Below are 15,887 nucleotides of genomic sequence, written 5' to 3'. Positions count from 1 at the left end.
GTCCGTACCCCGGCTCTTGTACGGTCAAATGGAGATTGCGTCATGCTGCTGTCCCGCCTTGCCACCCTCGTCACCACCCTGGGTCTGTCCACCCTCGCCCATGCGGCCCCGACCCACTACCCCCTGACTGTCGAGAACTGTGGCAGCACGTTGACCTTTCAGCAGGCACCCAGCCGTGCCGTGACCATCGGCCAGGCGGGCACCGAAATGCTTTACGCCATGGGCCTTGGCAACACGCTGGTCGGCACTTCGCTGTGGTTCAACGAGGTGCTGGCCAAGTACAGGACAGAGAACGACACGATTGAACGCCTGGCCGATAACGAGCCAAGTTTCGAGGCGGTGATCGGCAAGCGTCCACAGCTGGTGGCCGTGGAGCTGGAGTGGATGGTCGGTCCGCAAGGCGCGGTCGGTACTCGCGACCAGTTTCACGAACTGAAAATCCCGACCTACTTGATGCCGACCGACTGCGAAGCCAAGGACAACCTGGTCGGTGCCGACGGCACACGTCTGGAGGCGTTTCGCATCGACAGCCTCTACAAAAGCATCAGCCAATTGGCTGAAATCTTCGATGTGCAGGAACGTGGCCAGCAGTTGAACGCCCAACTCAAGGCCAGTCTGGCCAAGTCCATTGCCACCGTACAGCACAAGGATCTGAAGCACACCAGTGCGCTGTTCTGGTTCTCCAGCGCCAGTCTGGATATCGACCCCTATGTCGCCGGGCACAAGGGCATTCCCGACTTCATGCTCAACACCTTGGGCGTGCGTAACGTTGTGGAGTCCGACGAAGAATGGCCAACCGTCGGCTGGGAAACCATCGCCAAGGCCAACCCGACCTTCCTGGTCATCGCACGCATGGATCGCCGTCGCTTCCCGGCTGACGACGATCAAAAGAAACTGGAGTTCCTGCGCAGCGACCCGGTGACCCGCAACATGGACGCCGTGAAATACAACCGCATCATCATCCTCGACGCCATGGCCATGCAGGCCAGCGTGAGAATGTTCGACGGCCTTGAAGCCCTGGCATCAGCCATCAGCGGCTACGACCTGCCGAAATGACCACGACGCTGATTCGTACGCTGCTGGCATTGCTGGCCCTCGGGGCGGGGCTGATTTCGCTGTCGGCCGGGGCGTTTGTCGGCGCCGTTGCCGCCTTCGCCGTGGTTGTTCTGCTGGCCCGCGCCAGTGGTTCAATCGGCGGTACCGGGCAGATCATCCTCGCGGGGATTGCCGGTTCGCAATTGTTCAATGCGTTCACCGCGTTTCTGATCACCAAGTCGGCCAGTTCCGAACAAGCCCGCGGCATCATGTTCTGGTTGCTGGGTAATCTCAGCGGCGTGCGCTGGCCATCGGTGTGGCTGTCGGTGCCCGTGGCATTGACCGGTCTCGCGGTGTGCCTGTGGCACCGTCGGGCGCTGGATGCCTTCATTTTTGTGTTTCTGATCGCCGCCGATGTGCTCTCCCGAACGCTGATCAAAGGCCAGGTGATCCCGGTCGACGTCATCACCGCACTGGTTGGCGCGCCGGTGTTCGCGTTGATCCTGATCGGTCGGAGGAATGCCCGATGAATGCTGCCTCGCCTGTTATCGGCGACTCCGTACTGCGTTGCTCCGGCCTCGGGTTCCATGTCCGCGACGCTGAGTTGCTGCACGGCATCCACCTGGACATCCGTCGTGGTGAAACCCTGGGCCTCGTCGGACCCAACGGTTCAGGAAAATCCACGCTGCTCAAACTGCTGGCCGGCGTGCGCGTCCCCAGCCGGGGAGACATCCACCTCAACGGCCAGTGCCTCAAGGCGCTGTCACGGCGAACCATCGCGCAAACCCTGGCGGTGGTAGAGCAACAGGCCGACACCTTGGATGCCATCAGTGTGTTTGACGCCGTAGCCCTGGGTCGAGCGCCGTGGCTGTCGGCCTTGAGCCCGTGGTCGAGCGAGGACGATGCCATCGTCCTGCAGGCGCTGCGCGACGTCGATGTGGCGCACCTGAAAAACCGAAACTGGCACAGTCTGTCCGGCGGTGAACGTCAGCGTGTCCACATCGCTCGCGCTTTGGCCCAGCGCCCGCAGATTCTGTTGCTGGACGGACCGACCAATCACTTGGATATCCAGCATCAACTCGCCATTCTAAAAGTTGTACAGGCTCTGTCGGTGACGACATTGATAGCCCTGCATGACTTGAATCAGGCGCTGATCTGTGATCGTTTGGCGGTACTGGATCGGGGGCGATTAGTGGCCCTCGGCAAACCACTTGAGGTGCTGACCCCGCAATGCTTGCAGGATACGTTCGGCGTACACGGGCATTACCTTGTCGATCCTTTCGACGGCGCGCAGATTCTGCGATTTCGCTCTGTTTGACTTGCTCTGGGGTATTCGGATATGCCGAACCTCAGGCGACTGGCAGAGGCGTCCTTGCTCATCCTTACATCTCCACCTGAGTCCCCAGCTCAATCACCCTGTTCAGTGGCAATTTGAAATACTTCAGGTTGCTGTTGGCGTTCTTCAGCAGAAACGCGAAAAGACTCTCCCGCCAGCGTGCCATACCAATGCGCTTGGTTGGGATCACCGTCTCTCGGCTCAGGAAATAGGTCGTGCGCATCGGACTGAAATCCAGCTCAGACAAGTGACAGAGACTCAACGCTTGGGGTACATCGGGCTCCTCGATAAAACCAAAGTGCAGACTGACCCGGAAGAAGCCTTCCCCATAGGCTTCAACCTCAAACCGCCGGTCAGCACTCACGCGAGGACTGTCTTCGGACACCACGGTGAGCAGTACCACTTGCTCATGCAAAACCTGGTTATGCAGGAGATTGTGCAGTAGTGCATGCGGAACAGCATCTGCCCTGGCCGTCAGAAAAACCGCCGTGCCTTGTACGCGATGGGGAGGCTGCGTACGGATGCTGGCGATGAATAGCGGTAGTGGAAGCGCGGTTTCATCCAGCCGCTCAACAATAATCTTCCTGCCCCGCTTCCAGGTCGTCATCAAGATGAACAGACCAATGCCAGCGATCACCGGGAACGCACCGCCCTGAAAAATCTTCGGCGCATTGGCCGCGAAATACAGACCGTCCACCAGCAAAAATCCTAGCAGCATCGGGATGGCCAGCCAGCGCGGGGTTTTCCAAAGGAGCAGGACGACGGCCGAGGATAAGATTGTCGTGACCAACATGGTTCCCGTCACCGCGACTCCATAAGCGGCGGCCAAGGCACTGGATGACTCGAAACCGATCACCAGCAGCACGACACCGACCATCAACGCCCAGTTAACCGTGCCGATGTAGATCTGCCCCTGCTCCTGGCTGGAGGTGTGCTGGATAAACATGCGAGGAACGTAACCCAGCTGAATGGCCTGGCGAGTCAGGGAGAAAGCACCGGAGATCACCGCTTGAGAGGCGATGATGGTGGCCAGGGTGGAGAGCGCGACCATCGGCAGCAGTGCCCAGCTCGGCGCAAGCAGATAGAACGGATTACGCACAGCCTCCGGGTTCTCCAGGATCAAGGCACCCTGGCCAAAATAATTGAGTACCAGCCCCGGCAACACCAAAATGAACCATGCACGAGAAATCGGTTTGCGACCAAAGTGGCCCATGTCGGCATACAGTGCTTCAGCACCAGTCAATGCCAACACGACAGCGCCCAAAATCGCTACACCCATTCCCGGATGAACCACAAAGAACTGCACTGCCCAAGCAGGGTTAAGCGCTTGCAGCACTTCGGGACGCTGCAAAATACCGTAGATCCCAAGGGCACCCAACACCACAAACCACAGCACCATGACCGGGCCAAACAGGATGCCGATTCGAGCCGTGCCATGTTTCTGTATCAAGAACAGCGCCACCAGCACGATCACTGACAAGGGCACCACCCAGTGCTCTATTCCGTCAAACGCCAGCTGTAATCCTTCAACCGCAGAGAGCACCGAAATGGCCGGGGTGATCATGCTGTCCCCGTAAAAAAGTGCCGCACCGAACAGGCCGAGCAGCACCAGTACCTTGCTCATGTGCGGATAAGGTGCTGCTGCGCGGCGGGCTAACGCCGTCAACGCCATGATGCCGCCTTCGCCCTGGTTGTTGGCACGCAGGATGAACAGCACGTATTTGATCGAAACTACCCAGATCAGTGACCAGAAGATCAACGACAGAATGCCCAGCACGCCGTCGTGATTTACTTGAACGCCGTAATGGCCGGAAAATACTTCTTTCAGTGTGTAGAGGGGGCTGGTGCCAATGTCCCCGTAAACCACCCCGACGGCAGCGACGAGCAAGCCTACTCCTGAGGTTTTGGATTGGGAGTCTTCGTTTGCAACGGTCGCTTTCTCACTCAAGGGGCGCTTCTCTCAATTAGCGGGAAGTAACTGCACGCCATCCTTGGGCAATACATTTTTCCAGGGCCACGGAAAAGCGAGGCGCATGGACGATCTAAAAAAAATCGCGGCCAGTATCGTTGCGGGCAAAAACACCTACCGTAAAGAAAGCGTAAAAAAATTACGGCGGACTTACAACTTGCCTCCCACACTGCCTGCCTTACATCAATTGCCTGACTGCTGAGAGCGATGGGCTGCAAACCACTTTCAGTGTGACTTCACATCGTCTCGGTATGCCTCGGCAACCCGATGGAAATCAGTGCTGCGAGCAGCACGAAGGCGCTCGATATCCATAAACACGCCCCCAGCCCATACACCTGATAAACCCAGCCGGAGAGCACCGTGCCTATCAACCGTCCCATGGCGTTGGACATGTAATAAAACCCCACATCCAATGACACGCCATCTTCCTTGGCGTAGGACACGATCAGGTAGCTGTGCAGCGAGGAGTTCACCGCGAACAGCGCACCAAAGACCATCAATCCCCCGAGCAGTACCACCTGCTGTGACAATTCGGTGTTGAGCCCGAGAGCGATTGCCGCCGGCAGACCCGCCAGTGCAAGTGCCCACAGAAACGCCGCTCGACCATCCGGTACGTGCCCACGTTTCTTTCCGGTGATGTTGGGTGCGAAGGACTGTACGATGCCGTAGCCAATCACCCAGGCCGCAAGGAAGCCGCCAACCTTCCAGAAGTCCCAACCGAACACGCTGCTGAGGTAGACCGGCAAGGCCACCACAAACCAGACGTCGCGGGCACCGAAGAGGAACATCCGCGCCGCTGAAAGGATGTTGATTGCCCGACTCTTGGACAAGATGTCTCGAAACTTTGGCTTGGCTTTCGCTTTACCCAGGTCCTTCTTCAACAGGATCAAGCTGCTGATCCAGATCAGCGCCAGAACACCCGCCATGGCCAGCAATGCACCTTTGAAGCCGATCAATGCCAGCAAGGCTCCACCGAGAAAGAAGCCAACACCCTTGAGGGCGTTCTTCGAGCCGGTGAGGATGGCCACCCACTGGTAGAGCTTGCCCTGCTGCCCATCGGGGACCAGAAGCTTGATGGAGCTTTTGGCACTCATCTTGTTCAGGTCTTTGGCAATCCCCGACAGTGCCTGAGCGCCCATCACCCATGGAATGGTCAGCCAAGCTATCGGAACCGTCAACATCAGCAGCGCCGCGACCTGGATGCCCAGCCCGATGTTCATGGTCCGGTTCAGACCCAGCCGGGCGCCGAGGTAGCCACCCACCAGGTTGGTGATAACGCCGAAGAGTTCGTAGAACAGAAACAACGCCGCGATTTGAAGTGGGCTGTAGCCCAACGCGTGAAAGTGCAGCACCACCAACATGCGCAAGGCGCCGTCGGTAAGGGTGAAGGCCCAGTAGTTGCCCGTCACGAGCAGGTACTGCCGCACTTCCGGAGCGAGGGCTGACAACGCTTTCATGACCGCTCCTTAGACAGCAAGACCGACCATTTTGGCCAGTTCGACGGTGCGGTTGGCATAGCCCCATTCGTTGTCGTACCAGGCATAGAGTTTAACCTGAGTGCCGTTGATGACCATGGTCGACAGCGCATCGATGATCGATGAGCGCGGGTCGGTACGGTAGTCGATGGACACCAGTGGACGCGTCTCGAAACCGAGGATGTCCTTTAGCTCGTTCTCGGAAGCGTCCTTGAGGAGTTGATTCACCTCTTCGACAGTGGTGGCACGCTCGACTTCGAAGACGCAGTCCGTCAGCGAAGCGTTGGCCAGCGGCACGCGTACGGCGTGACCATTCAGGCGCCCACGCAGCTCCGGGAAAATTTCGGCAATGGCGGTGGCCGAGCCGGTACTGGTTGGAATCAGGCTCATGCCTGAAGCACGCGCACGCCGCAGATCCTTGTGCGGTTGATCGAGAATGCTTTGGGTGTTGGTCAGGTCATGGATAGTGGTGATCGATCCGTGGCGAATGCCCAGTTTCTCGTGGATGACTTTCACCACGGGCGCCAGACAGTTAGTGGTGCACGAAGCGGCAGTGACGATTCGATGCTCAGCCGGCTTGAACAGCTGATGGTTGACGCCCATGACGATGTTCAGCGCGCCTTTTTCCTTTACCGGGGCGCTGACCACCACACGTTTCACACCTTGGTCGAGGTAAGCCTGAAGCACAGCGACGGTCTTCATCTTGCCGCTGGCTTCAATCACCAGGTCGCAGCCCGACCAATCGGTGTCGGCAATCGCCTTGTTGGTCGTTACCTTGATTCGTTTGCCGTCGATGACGATGCTGTCGGCTTCGGAGTCGGCCTGGTAATTCCAACGGCCATGCACCGAGTCGAAGTTCAGCAGGTGCGCATGAGTCGCCGCGTCACCTGCCGGATCATTGATCTGCACGAATTCGAACTCTGGCCAGCTCCAGGCTGCTCGCAGCGCGAGGCGACCGATCCGACCGAAACCATTGATGCCAACTTTGATAGTCATGTTTCCCCCTTTCAAATGGAGCGCTGATTGACACGTTTCATGAGTTCTTCGGCCGATTCCTTGCGCTCGGAATAACGATCCACCAGATAGTCCTGACGGTCGCGAAGCAGCAGCGTGAATTTCACCAACTCTTCCATCACATCCACTACACGGTCGTAGAACGGAGAAGGTTTCATTCGGCCGTTGTCATCGAATTCCATGTAGGCCTTCGGTACGGAGGATTGGTTGGGGATGGTGAACATGCGCATCCACCGTCCCAGCACTCGCAGCTGATTGACCACGTTGAACGACTGCGAGCCACCGCACACCTGCATGACGGCGAGGGTTTTGCCCTGGGTCGGACGTACCGCGCCCATGGCCAGTGGCACCCAGTCGATCTGCGCTTTGAACACTGCGCTCATGGAGCCGTGACGTTCTGGAGAACACCAAACCTGCCCCTCGGACCACAGCATCAGCTCGCGCAGTTCCTTCACACGTGGATGATCGTCGGGAGCGTCATCGGGTAGCGGCAAACCTGACGGATTGAAAATCCGCGCCTCGGCGCCGAAGTGTTCCAGCAGTCGAGCGGCCTCCTCGACCATCAGGCGACTGAAGGAGCGCTCACGGGTCGATCCGTACAGCAGCAAAATGCGCGGCTTATGGATGGAGGTCTTTTCGATACCGAGTTTGTCTGTCGATGGGAGATCAACCAGTTCAGTATCGAGTTGGGGGATAGGGTCATCAAACATAGTCTTTGTCCTGCGCAACGGCGCTATTGGATTCATCGAACCAGCGGCGTTTCAACCAGAGGGCCACACCGACCAGAGAAATCAGTACCGGCACTTCTACCAACGGGCCAATCACCGTGGCGAAAGCGACCGGAGAAGCCAGGCCGAAGGTGGCAATGGCCACGGCAATCGCCAGTTCGAAGTTGTTGCTTGCGGCTGTAAAAGCCAGTGCGGTGGTGCGCGGATAGTCAGCCTTGAGCAGCTTGCCCATCCAGAAGCTGATGAAGAACATCACCACGAAGTAGATCGTCAGAGGGATCGCGATGCGCAATACATCCAATGGCAATTGCAGCACCACGTCACCCTTGAGGCTGAACATGGCCACGATGGTCAACAGCAGTGCCACCAGCGTCAGCGGGCTGATCTTTGGAATGAAGCGCTCCTGAAACCAAGCTTCACCTTTACGGGCGATGAGGATCTTGCGGGTCAGGAAGCCCGCCAGGAACGGCACACCCAGGTAGATCAGGACCGACTCGGCAATGCTGACGAAGCTGGTTTCAATCACACTGCCTTCCAGCCCGAACAGCGGCGGTAACAGCCCCAGAAAGATCCAGGCATACACGCTGAAAAACAGGATCTGGAAGATGCTGTTGAATGCCACCAGCCCGGCGACGTACTGATTGTTGCCACCCGCGATCTGATTCCAGACCAGCACCATCGCGATGCAACGAGCCAAGCCAATCAGGATCAGGCCCGTCATGTATTCCGGCTGGTCCCGCAAGAAGATGATCGCCAGCGCGAACATTAATACCGGTCCGATTACCCAGTTCTGCACCAAAGACAAAACAAGGATGCGCTTGTCCTTGAAGACTTCCGGCAGCTCCTCATAACGAACCTTGGCCAGAGGCGGATACATCATCACGATCAAGCCGATAGCGATGGGGATGTTGGTTGTGCCCACAGAAAGACTGTTGAGCCACTGCGGCCAGCCTTCGAACAGGCTCCCCAAACCGATGCCCAAGGCCATGGCGAAAAAAATCCACAGGGTCAGGTAACGGTCCAGGAAGGAAAGGCGGCTTTTACTCATGATCATTGCTCCTGTGATTACAGCGTGCCAATCAGGGCCAGCTCTGCCTTGAGCTGTTCGGCACTCAGTTGGGATAGCGGTAAAGCCAGGAAGGCTTCAATACGGATTTTGATCTGCTCCAAAGTGGCTTCAAAAGCCGCCTCGATTTCTTCTTGAGTACCGTGGTATTCCGAAGGGTCAGCCAGTCCCCAGTGGGCCTTGGTGGCCGGCCCGAAAAATACCGGACAGGCCTCACCGGCAGCCTTGTCGCATACCGTGATGACGAAATCAGGTGCCAAATTCACATGGGCATCGCTGGACTTACTGAACAGCCCAAGCGTCGAAACACCAGCGCTTTCCAAAGTCTTGAGACTCAACGGATGCACTTCGCCTTTGGGTTGACTGCCAGCGCTGTAGGCTTTCATGCCTTCCGGTGCCAAGTGATTGAAGACTGCTTCACAAAGGATGCTGCGGCAGCTATTGGCAGTGCAGAGGAACAGGATTTTCATCGAGCGATCTCGTAGTCGAAGGCGGAATCAGGCGATTTAGCTTTCACAGCAGGCGAGTGCCCGCTCGGGACGGTCACCCATCTCATCTAGCCGTTTGGCATCAGGGCTTAACCAGTGCTTGTTGCTTTCGAGCACGGTGGTCAGTACTTGATGAACCCAATCAGGGAGATTCGGGTGCAGTCGGTAATACACCCATTGGCCTTGCCGACGGTCCGACAGCAAACCGCAACCGCGCAGCTGCGCGAGGTGCCTGGATATTTTTGGCTGACTCTCATTCAACGCGCAGGTCAGCTCGCAAACACAAAGCTCTCCTTCACGGGTGATAAGCATCATCGTGCGGACCCGAGTGTCGTCGGCCAGGCATTTGAAAACAGTGGTCGGTGTCAGGTGGTCAGCCATATCGGTTCTCAGTGTTTGTTTTTGACCAAGACGAACATCTTGATGCGCTCATGAATTTCGTGAAGGGTGTGACGGAAGGCATCGGTTTGATGCTGGTCACCGGGTCTTCAAAACTCCAGGCCAAGGCCTCACCGGCTCCAGGTAAAGACAGGCATTGCGCTGCGGATTTATCACACAAGGTGATGACGTAATCAAAACGCTCACCACGGAACTCGTCTATCGACTTGCTACGTAATCCTTCGGTGCTCACACCGATGTGTGAAAGCGCCTCAAAGGTGCGCGGATCTACCTGAGTCGGAACGGTGCCGGCGCTGAACGCCTCGAAATGCTCCGAATCGGTATGCCGCAGCAACGCTTGGGCCAACTGGGAGCGTGCAGCATTGGCGGTACAGACAAACAGGACACGGGCTTTGCTGGTCATAGTGAAATCTCAGCTCATGCGGTTTAACGAATATATGTTTTTCCGCATGCAAGATAAACACTCAGCGGTAAATTAATCCATTGAAGCGATAGGACGCCGCCATTCGCCTGCACTTAAAGCCACGCGCAATGGCGTGATATACGTAAATTGCTTGGGGGGGGGGCGCTTCATAATATTTGAGGGGAGGCATATATGGTTTTTGTAATAAATATGTCATTCACGCAGAAATAGGCCACTCTCCTGGCACAGGGACTACCTGGACGTGCATAAGAAATAAGCAGTCAGCCCTAACCCGCCCCCGGTCGTAGAGGGCGGATTCGGTGGCTGCTCACTAGGCTTTTCAACAACCCGGCGAGGTACGAGGTGCGACGGGCTCAACTCTTGACCTGTTGGTTCCTGCCGTAGACATCTTCCAGGCGCTCGATATCGTCCTCACCCAGGTAACTGCCGGACTGCACCTCGATGATTTCCAGCGGGATCTTGCCGGGGTTGGACAGGCGATGCACCGAAGCGATCGGGATGTAGGTGGACTGGTTTTCAGTGAGCAGGAAGACCTTTTCGTTGCACGTCACCTGGGCGGTGCCGGACACCACGATCCAGTGTTCGGCGCGGTGGTGATGCATTTGCAGGGAAAGCTGCGCGCCAGGTTTCACGGTGATGTGCTTGACCTGGTGACGGGTGCCGCTGTCCACCGAATCGTAACTGCCCCAGGGGCGATACACCGCGCAATGGCTCTGGGTTTCCGAGCGGCCTTTGGCATCGAGCGCATTGACCAGTTTTTTCACGTCCTGCACGGCATCGCGGTGCGCGACCATCAATGCATCCTTGGTTTCTATCACAACCAAATCGTCCAGCCCTAACAGGGTCACCAGCTTGCTACTGCCATGCACGAAGCAATTACGGCTGTTATAGCTGACTACATCGCCCTTGAGTACATTGCCCTCGGCGTCCTTGTCATGCACATCCCACAGCGAAGACCAGCAACCGACATCACTCCAGCCAGCGCTTAGCGGAACGACGCAGGCGCGGCTGGTGCGCTCCATCACCGCATAGTCGATGGAGTTGTCCGGGCAGCATTCAAAGGTGACCCGATCGATACTGGTCACGCCTTCACTGCTGCGGCTGCGCTCCAGGGCCAGCACGCAGGTGTCGTACATGTCGGGTTCGTGAGTGCGCAACTCGTCGAGATAGCGGCTGGCACGGAACAGGAACATGCCGCTGTTCCAGAAGTACTCGCCGGACCGGACAAGTTCGGTGGCGGTTTGCTGGTCGGGTTTCTCGATAAACTTCTCGACCTTGAAGGCGCCGGCGCCAGCATCACCGCAGGCGGCCTTGATATACCCAAAGCCGGTTTCCGGACGCGTCGCTGGAATGCCGAACAGCACCATATTGCCTTTGAGCGCCTCTTCCTGCGCATGTGACAGCGTGGCGCGCAAGGCGGGCACGTCACTGATCACATGGTCAGCCGGAAGCACTAGCAGCAGCTCATCGCGACCCTCGGCGATCAGCTTGAGGGCCGCCAGCGCCACCGCCGGTGCGGTATTGCGGCCGAAGGGTTCGAGCAGTATCGCCTGAGGCGTACAGCCGATGGCGGCGAGTTGTTCATTGACGATAAAGCGATGCTCCTGATTACAAACCACTATCGGCTTGGCGACACCCTCGAACGCCAGGCGCTGCAGGGTCTGCTGAAACAGCGACCCCTCGCCTGCCAGACTCAGGAATTGCTTGGGATACAATTTGCGCGACAACGGCCACAACCGCGAACCAGTGCCACCGGACAGAATGACTGGAATCATTTTCACTTTCCTCCCGCACCTTCATCACTCGACATGAAGGCTCTTCGAACAGCGAAGGATTGCCTTCCCTTTTGCAACACAAGCCCATTTACGAATGGCCCCACCGGGTATCCAGTGCGTATTGGCTGTTGCATTTATTCTTTCTGACCAGCAAATAGCTGGGTGATATCGCCGCCCAGGCGATAGGTTTTCATCGGTTCGATCGATTGGCGCCAGCGGTTGGTTTGCACCGAGCAGTCGTACAGCGCGCAGTAAGGTTCCAGCCAGGCAAACTTGCCGTCCTCGTTGAGGTCCTCGAGTTCTTGCTTGTAGCCGGTCTTGCGTTCAAACGAGCGTGGATCCTTGATCCCTTCCTCCACCCGCGCCGCCAGACGCCGCATGGCGCCGTGGTTTTCTTCGCGCAGGTCGATGTCATTGGCTCGGGCAAAGGCAGCGATCATCATCAGCGGCCCCATCGCGTAGTTGTGGTAAGCCAGTGCGCGGGTTTCGCGGCTCAGTTCGTTGGGCAGATAACCGTCTGCATCGACCTGGGAAGCGCCGATGCGGAACTGCGCTACCGACCAATCGAGCAGATCGCGCCGGTCGACCACCACCGAGGCCGCCATGACGGCCCAGGCCGCCCAATACTGGTGATTGTTCAGCCGGTCCAGCGGCTGGTCGCGCCAGTCCCGTACCACCTGATCGGCCACTTGGCCGATCCAGGCCTCGATCGGCCGGGTCTGCGCCTCGCGGCCCTTCAATGGCTGCGAACGCGAATACTTGAGCCGCAGATAGGCTGAAGAAATACTGCCCAGCGCCCATTTGCGCATCGACTTGCCGGTATGGGTGTAGGTGGTACTCAGCAGCGCCTGCGTCTTGGCCCATTCGCCCAGCCAGCTCAGGGTGCATTCCACATGGCCTGCGCGGCCGAGCCGTAAATAGGCTGCGACGTGTTTGTTGACGCCCTTCTCCAGTTCGTTGATATCGGCTGACATTTGCTTGTAGCGTTGGTTGGATTGCGCGTTGAACTGATCACGTGCCTTGCCAGAGCCCTCGTACTTGCTGGGGATCAACAGGTCACCGGTATAAGGTTTGGGTGCCGCCGGACAGCTCGGAGCGTCGCCATCTTTGTCCACGGCCGGCGCGTAATAGCCCTGCGGCGGGCGGAGTTGAGCGGCCGCCGCCTGCACGATCGGCCCCATCAAAATGAAGGCCACGCCAACGGCGGCCCAGTGCGCCTGACGCATCAGTGCCCCTCCATCTGCGCGGTGCGCAGGGATGGTGCCGCAGAGATGACTGGCTTGGCACACAAGCGGGCCGAGAGTTCCATGGAGGCCGTTCCAGGCGGTGGCTGCACATCCATTGAAAGAAAAGTCAGTTCGTCCCAGTCTGCATCGGCTCGCAGCTCAAAGGCGAAGCGGCCCTGGGTATTGACCGTCGGCGCACGGCTCAAGCTGATGTTTTCCTGGCGACCGTTCATGTAGGTCAGGGTCGCGCTCATCAGGTGCACGCCAGGATCGGCGAACTGAAGGTCGACCTGATAGCGATTGCCCTTGATCGGATACACCGTGCCGCCACCGCCGTTGAACAACACTTGATTGCGCCCGCTGTGCAAGGTCGAATGACTTTTGAGCAGCGGCGCCTGGTTGTCGCAGCCATCGCTCAGCGCCGCCATCGCCTGCCGGTAGAAGCTGGATTTCTGGATGCTGTCGAGATTATCGGTTTCCCACACCAGCACCGTCGGCGGGCGCTTCTGAAAGTCGTCGCCGAGCAGGTAGGCGATCAACGAATCATCGTAGCCACCGCCCGGAACACTGAAGTTGCTGACCGGCGTCTGTAGATACTGTTCGAGGAAACCGGCAAAGTTGAACGCCTCGCCGCTGGCGCTGGTACCGATCAATGCGACTTTGGCGGGAAGCTTGGAATCGCCTTGGGCCCGGGTTTGATAACGGGTGACAAACTGCGCCGCATAACCGTTGCCGCAGATCTGTGCGGCGACTTTTTGCAACGTGCCAGAGCGTCCCAGCAGGCCGGCTGGCTGGCTGGCAAAGACCTGATGCGGCAATGCCTTGAGCACATCGTTGCCCCTGAGCGCCTGGGCCACCAACTGTGCGCTGCGTTCGGCGCCATAGGGCGTCCAATTGTGATCGCCCTTGAAGTAGAAGGGCTGCCCCGCTGGCTGTGGCGCACTCAGCAGGTTGGTAAAGTCGGGGACCTGAACGCCCAAGTCACGCACCCGGACCAGCGTTTGCACGTAGTTCTGCCGGGCCTTGGCCTGATCGAATCTGGCCAGTTCCTGCGGCGTCAGGCGGTCGGCATGCAGCAAGCCGCGGCTGGGTGGCATCACCAGCACCAGCTCGACCCCGCGCTGGGCCAGCCCGTCGCGCAAGCGCTTGAGGGCCTTGTAACCGCTCTCATCGAGGCCGAAGTCAGTGCGGAAATCGCTTTGGGTGCGAAAGAGCCACTGGTCCTTGGCCTCCACCAGGGTCGCGTAGTTTTTCAGCGTCGGCTGCTCGTAAAGTGCCGCCTGCGCCGCTTGCGGGCACAGTTTGCAGCAGGCCTCGGCCGTGTACTCCGGCTGCGCCTGGACCCACGCCGGCACAGACAGCATGCATAGCGCGGCATACCCATGGATTGTCTTCATCAGCAGGCTCCTCAAAGTTTCACCGGCAGAATCAATGCGGCTTCACGGCGGCGCAGGAGAATGTCCATCAAGTCGCCCTGCACTTCCCCCAACAAACCGGTGAAGGCAAGGCCGTCCTGTTTCTGCGGCGCCAGAAAGGTCAAGTCGTAGAGTTCCAGACGCGAGGGTGAAAACACCGTGATAGGACTGGAACCGTTGCCGATCAGCTTGCCGCCGACCACGGTGAGCGACAGCTTGGCGTCGAAGGGGTCTTCCTTGAGATCGCGGTCGGTGCCGCGCAAATCCTTGATGTGGCCGTAGATGCCGGTCAGGGCATTGGCCATCAGCTCGTTTTCATACAGCCGCACACCGGTACTGTTACGCACCCGAATCCCATGGCGGTTATTGTCGATTGCGCGGTTGCGCCAGAGCAGGTTATTGCCGCTCTCATACAGGGTTATGCCGTCGGAGTGGTTTTTGTAGGATTCGTTGTAGGCCAGCAGGTTATTGACGCTGGAACGGTCCAGGACAATGCCCGACAGGTGATTGTTGTAGGCGCGGTTGTAGATGATCCAACTGTCATTGACCTCGCGCGAGAGGATAATGCCGTGCTTCTTGCGGGTACCGAAGGCATCGTTGTGGGCAATGATCAACCGGCGCGAACGATCGTGCGGGTCGATGCCATAGACGATGTTGTCGCGATAGGCATTGCCGAGAATCACCACGTCGTCGGCCTCATAGCAATAGAAGCCGTACCAGTTGTCGACGAACTCCGAATTGAGCAGCCAGCCGGTCGGTCGTTTACGTTTCATCTTCGGCGCCATGCTCGGGCTGTACTGGGAAATACTCACCCCATAACTTTTGCTCGCGGTGTAGCCGAAGCTGGCGATGGTGCTGTTGACGATGTAGGTCTCGGTGCCACCCCAAGACACCAGGAAGGGTCGGAACTCGCCCTCTTTCTTGTACCAGGCCGGGCTGTTGTTCTTCTCGCTCCAGGCGCTGACCTTGGTGTCGGTGATAAACAGCTTGCCGTCATTGACCAGGAAGGAACCGCCCTCCTGGGACAATCGCAATTCCTTGACCGACTTGTCGATATGCAGGGTCCCGCCGGGACGTATGACGATTGGCAAGCGTGCCAGAAACACCCCCGGCGCAGTTTCGCGCAAGGCCGTCGGTGGCAGGCTGCGCGCCAGTTGCGTCAGGCTCATGTAGCCACGGTCGATGAAGATCGCCACCGGCATTCGCTGCTGGCGCACCACCCACTCCTTGAGTCGCTCCTTGCCGCCGATGAACTCGTCGAGCGAGTTTTCCTTGAGCATCGGCTGGATCAAGGCACGGCCGGCGGGCTTGTAGGAAATCTTCGCCATGGCTGCCTCGGCCGTATAGCCGGACAGGTCGGGGATCTTCGGCTCGCTGATCAGCAAAGGCTTTCCCGGAGCCTCGCTGATGGTATAGCGCGGCGGTTCGACGAGACCCGCCGCGCTGACACCCGCGGCCTGCACCAACAGCAGTCCGGCGAGCAACAGCGTGATCTTGACGACACTGTCCATAAGTCTCACCCATCAAAATAAATGCA

Annotated in this window: 13 protein-coding genes and 2 pseudogenes; 3 read left to right on the top strand and 12 right to left on the bottom strand. The window is 58.3% G+C overall.

Annotated elements, in window-relative coordinates:
• The first annotated feature begins 42 nt into the window (after nt 1–42).
• From ACYZT3_RS12570 to ACYZT3_RS12560, 3 genes and pseudogenes are all read left to right on the top strand, one after another.
• On the top strand, nt 43–1,056 hold the full coding sequence (locus ACYZT3_RS12570) for an ABC transporter substrate-binding protein (protein WP_282377899.1): 1,014 nt from the start codon (nt 43–45) through the stop codon (nt 1,054–1,056).
• Between the two features lie 20 nt (nt 1,057–1,076).
• A pseudogene (locus ACYZT3_RS12565) lies at nt 1,077–1,565 on the top strand (iron chelate uptake ABC transporter family permease subunit); the annotation flags it as partial.
• Nucleotides 1,562–2,353, top strand: coding sequence for an ABC transporter ATP-binding protein (locus tag ACYZT3_RS12560; protein ID WP_282377898.1), 792 nt, complete (start codon nt 1,562–1,564; stop codon nt 2,351–2,353). The pseudogene ACYZT3_RS12565 and the gene ACYZT3_RS12560, both read left to right, overlap by 4 nt.
• A 64-nt stretch (nt 2,354–2,417) precedes the next feature.
• Here the strand turns inward: ACYZT3_RS12560 and ACYZT3_RS12555 are convergent, their stop codons facing one another.
• From ACYZT3_RS12555 to algG, 12 genes and pseudogenes are all read right to left on the bottom strand, one after another.
• The gene (locus tag ACYZT3_RS12555; RefSeq protein ID WP_282377897.1) at nt 2,418–4,319 is read right to left on the bottom strand and encodes a potassium transporter Kup; all 1,902 of its coding nucleotides are present in this window, start codon (nt 4,317–4,319) and stop codon (nt 2,418–2,420) included.
• 257 nt (nt 4,320–4,576) lie between these two features.
• Nucleotides 4,577–5,797, bottom strand: coding sequence for an organoarsenical effux MFS transporter ArsJ (arsJ, locus tag ACYZT3_RS12550; protein WP_282377896.1), 1,221 nt, complete (start codon nt 5,795–5,797; stop codon nt 4,577–4,579).
• A gap of 9 nt (nt 5,798–5,806) precedes the next feature.
• Entirely contained in the window at nt 5,807–6,811 is a 1,005-nt protein-coding gene (locus ACYZT3_RS12545) for an ArsJ-associated glyceraldehyde-3-phosphate dehydrogenase (RefSeq protein WP_462032194.1), read from the bottom strand.
• 11 nt (nt 6,812–6,822) lie between these two features.
• A complete protein-coding gene (gene arsH / locus ACYZT3_RS12540; protein ID WP_282377894.1) occupies nt 6,823–7,539 on the bottom strand; it encodes an arsenical resistance protein ArsH in 717 nt (238 codons plus the stop codon).
• The gene (gene arsB / locus ACYZT3_RS12535) at nt 7,532–8,605 is read right to left on the bottom strand and encodes an ACR3 family arsenite efflux transporter (RefSeq protein ID WP_282377893.1); all 1,074 of its coding nucleotides are present in this window, start codon (nt 8,603–8,605) and stop codon (nt 7,532–7,534) included. Before arsB ends, arsH begins: the two co-directional genes overlap by 8 nt.
• A 17-nt stretch (nt 8,606–8,622) precedes the next feature.
• Nucleotides 8,623–9,093, bottom strand: a complete 471-nt coding sequence (locus tag ACYZT3_RS12530) for an arsenate reductase ArsC (protein WP_462032193.1) — start codon at nt 9,091–9,093, stop codon at nt 8,623–8,625.
• Between the two features lie 36 nt (nt 9,094–9,129).
• A complete protein-coding gene (locus tag ACYZT3_RS12525; RefSeq protein WP_282377891.1) occupies nt 9,130–9,492 on the bottom strand; it encodes a metalloregulator ArsR/SmtB family transcription factor in 363 nt (120 codons plus the stop codon).
• A gap of 8 nt (nt 9,493–9,500) precedes the next feature.
• Nucleotides 9,501–9,913, bottom strand: a pseudogene (locus ACYZT3_RS12520) (arsenate reductase ArsC).
• 374 nt (nt 9,914–10,287) lie between these two features.
• Nucleotides 10,288–11,709, bottom strand: coding sequence for a mannose-1-phosphate guanylyltransferase/mannose-6-phosphate isomerase (locus tag ACYZT3_RS12515; RefSeq protein WP_462032192.1), 1,422 nt, complete (start codon nt 11,707–11,709; stop codon nt 10,288–10,290).
• A 134-nt stretch (nt 11,710–11,843) separates the two neighbouring features.
• Nucleotides 11,844–12,935, bottom strand: coding sequence for a mannuronate-specific alginate lyase (locus ACYZT3_RS12510; protein ID WP_282377887.1), 1,092 nt, complete (start codon nt 12,933–12,935; stop codon nt 11,844–11,846).
• The gene (locus ACYZT3_RS12505; RefSeq protein ID WP_282377886.1) at nt 12,935–14,332 is read right to left on the bottom strand and encodes an alginate O-acetyltransferase AlgX-related protein; all 1,398 of its coding nucleotides are present in this window, start codon (nt 14,330–14,332) and stop codon (nt 12,935–12,937) included. The genes ACYZT3_RS12510 and ACYZT3_RS12505 overlap by 1 nt, the downstream gene beginning before the upstream one ends.
• Nucleotides 14,333–14,343: 11 nt before the next feature.
• Nucleotides 14,344–15,861, bottom strand: a complete 1,518-nt coding sequence (gene algG, locus ACYZT3_RS12500) for a mannuronan 5-epimerase AlgG (RefSeq protein ID WP_282377885.1) — start codon at nt 15,859–15,861, stop codon at nt 14,344–14,346.
• Between the last annotated feature and the right edge of the window lie 26 nt (nt 15,862–15,887).

It is taken from the genome of Pseudomonas sp. MDT1-16 (assembly GCF_054898115.1).
The sequence above is the reverse complement of the archived record's forward strand: the minus strand, read 5'-3'. Positions and strand labels throughout refer to the sequence as shown.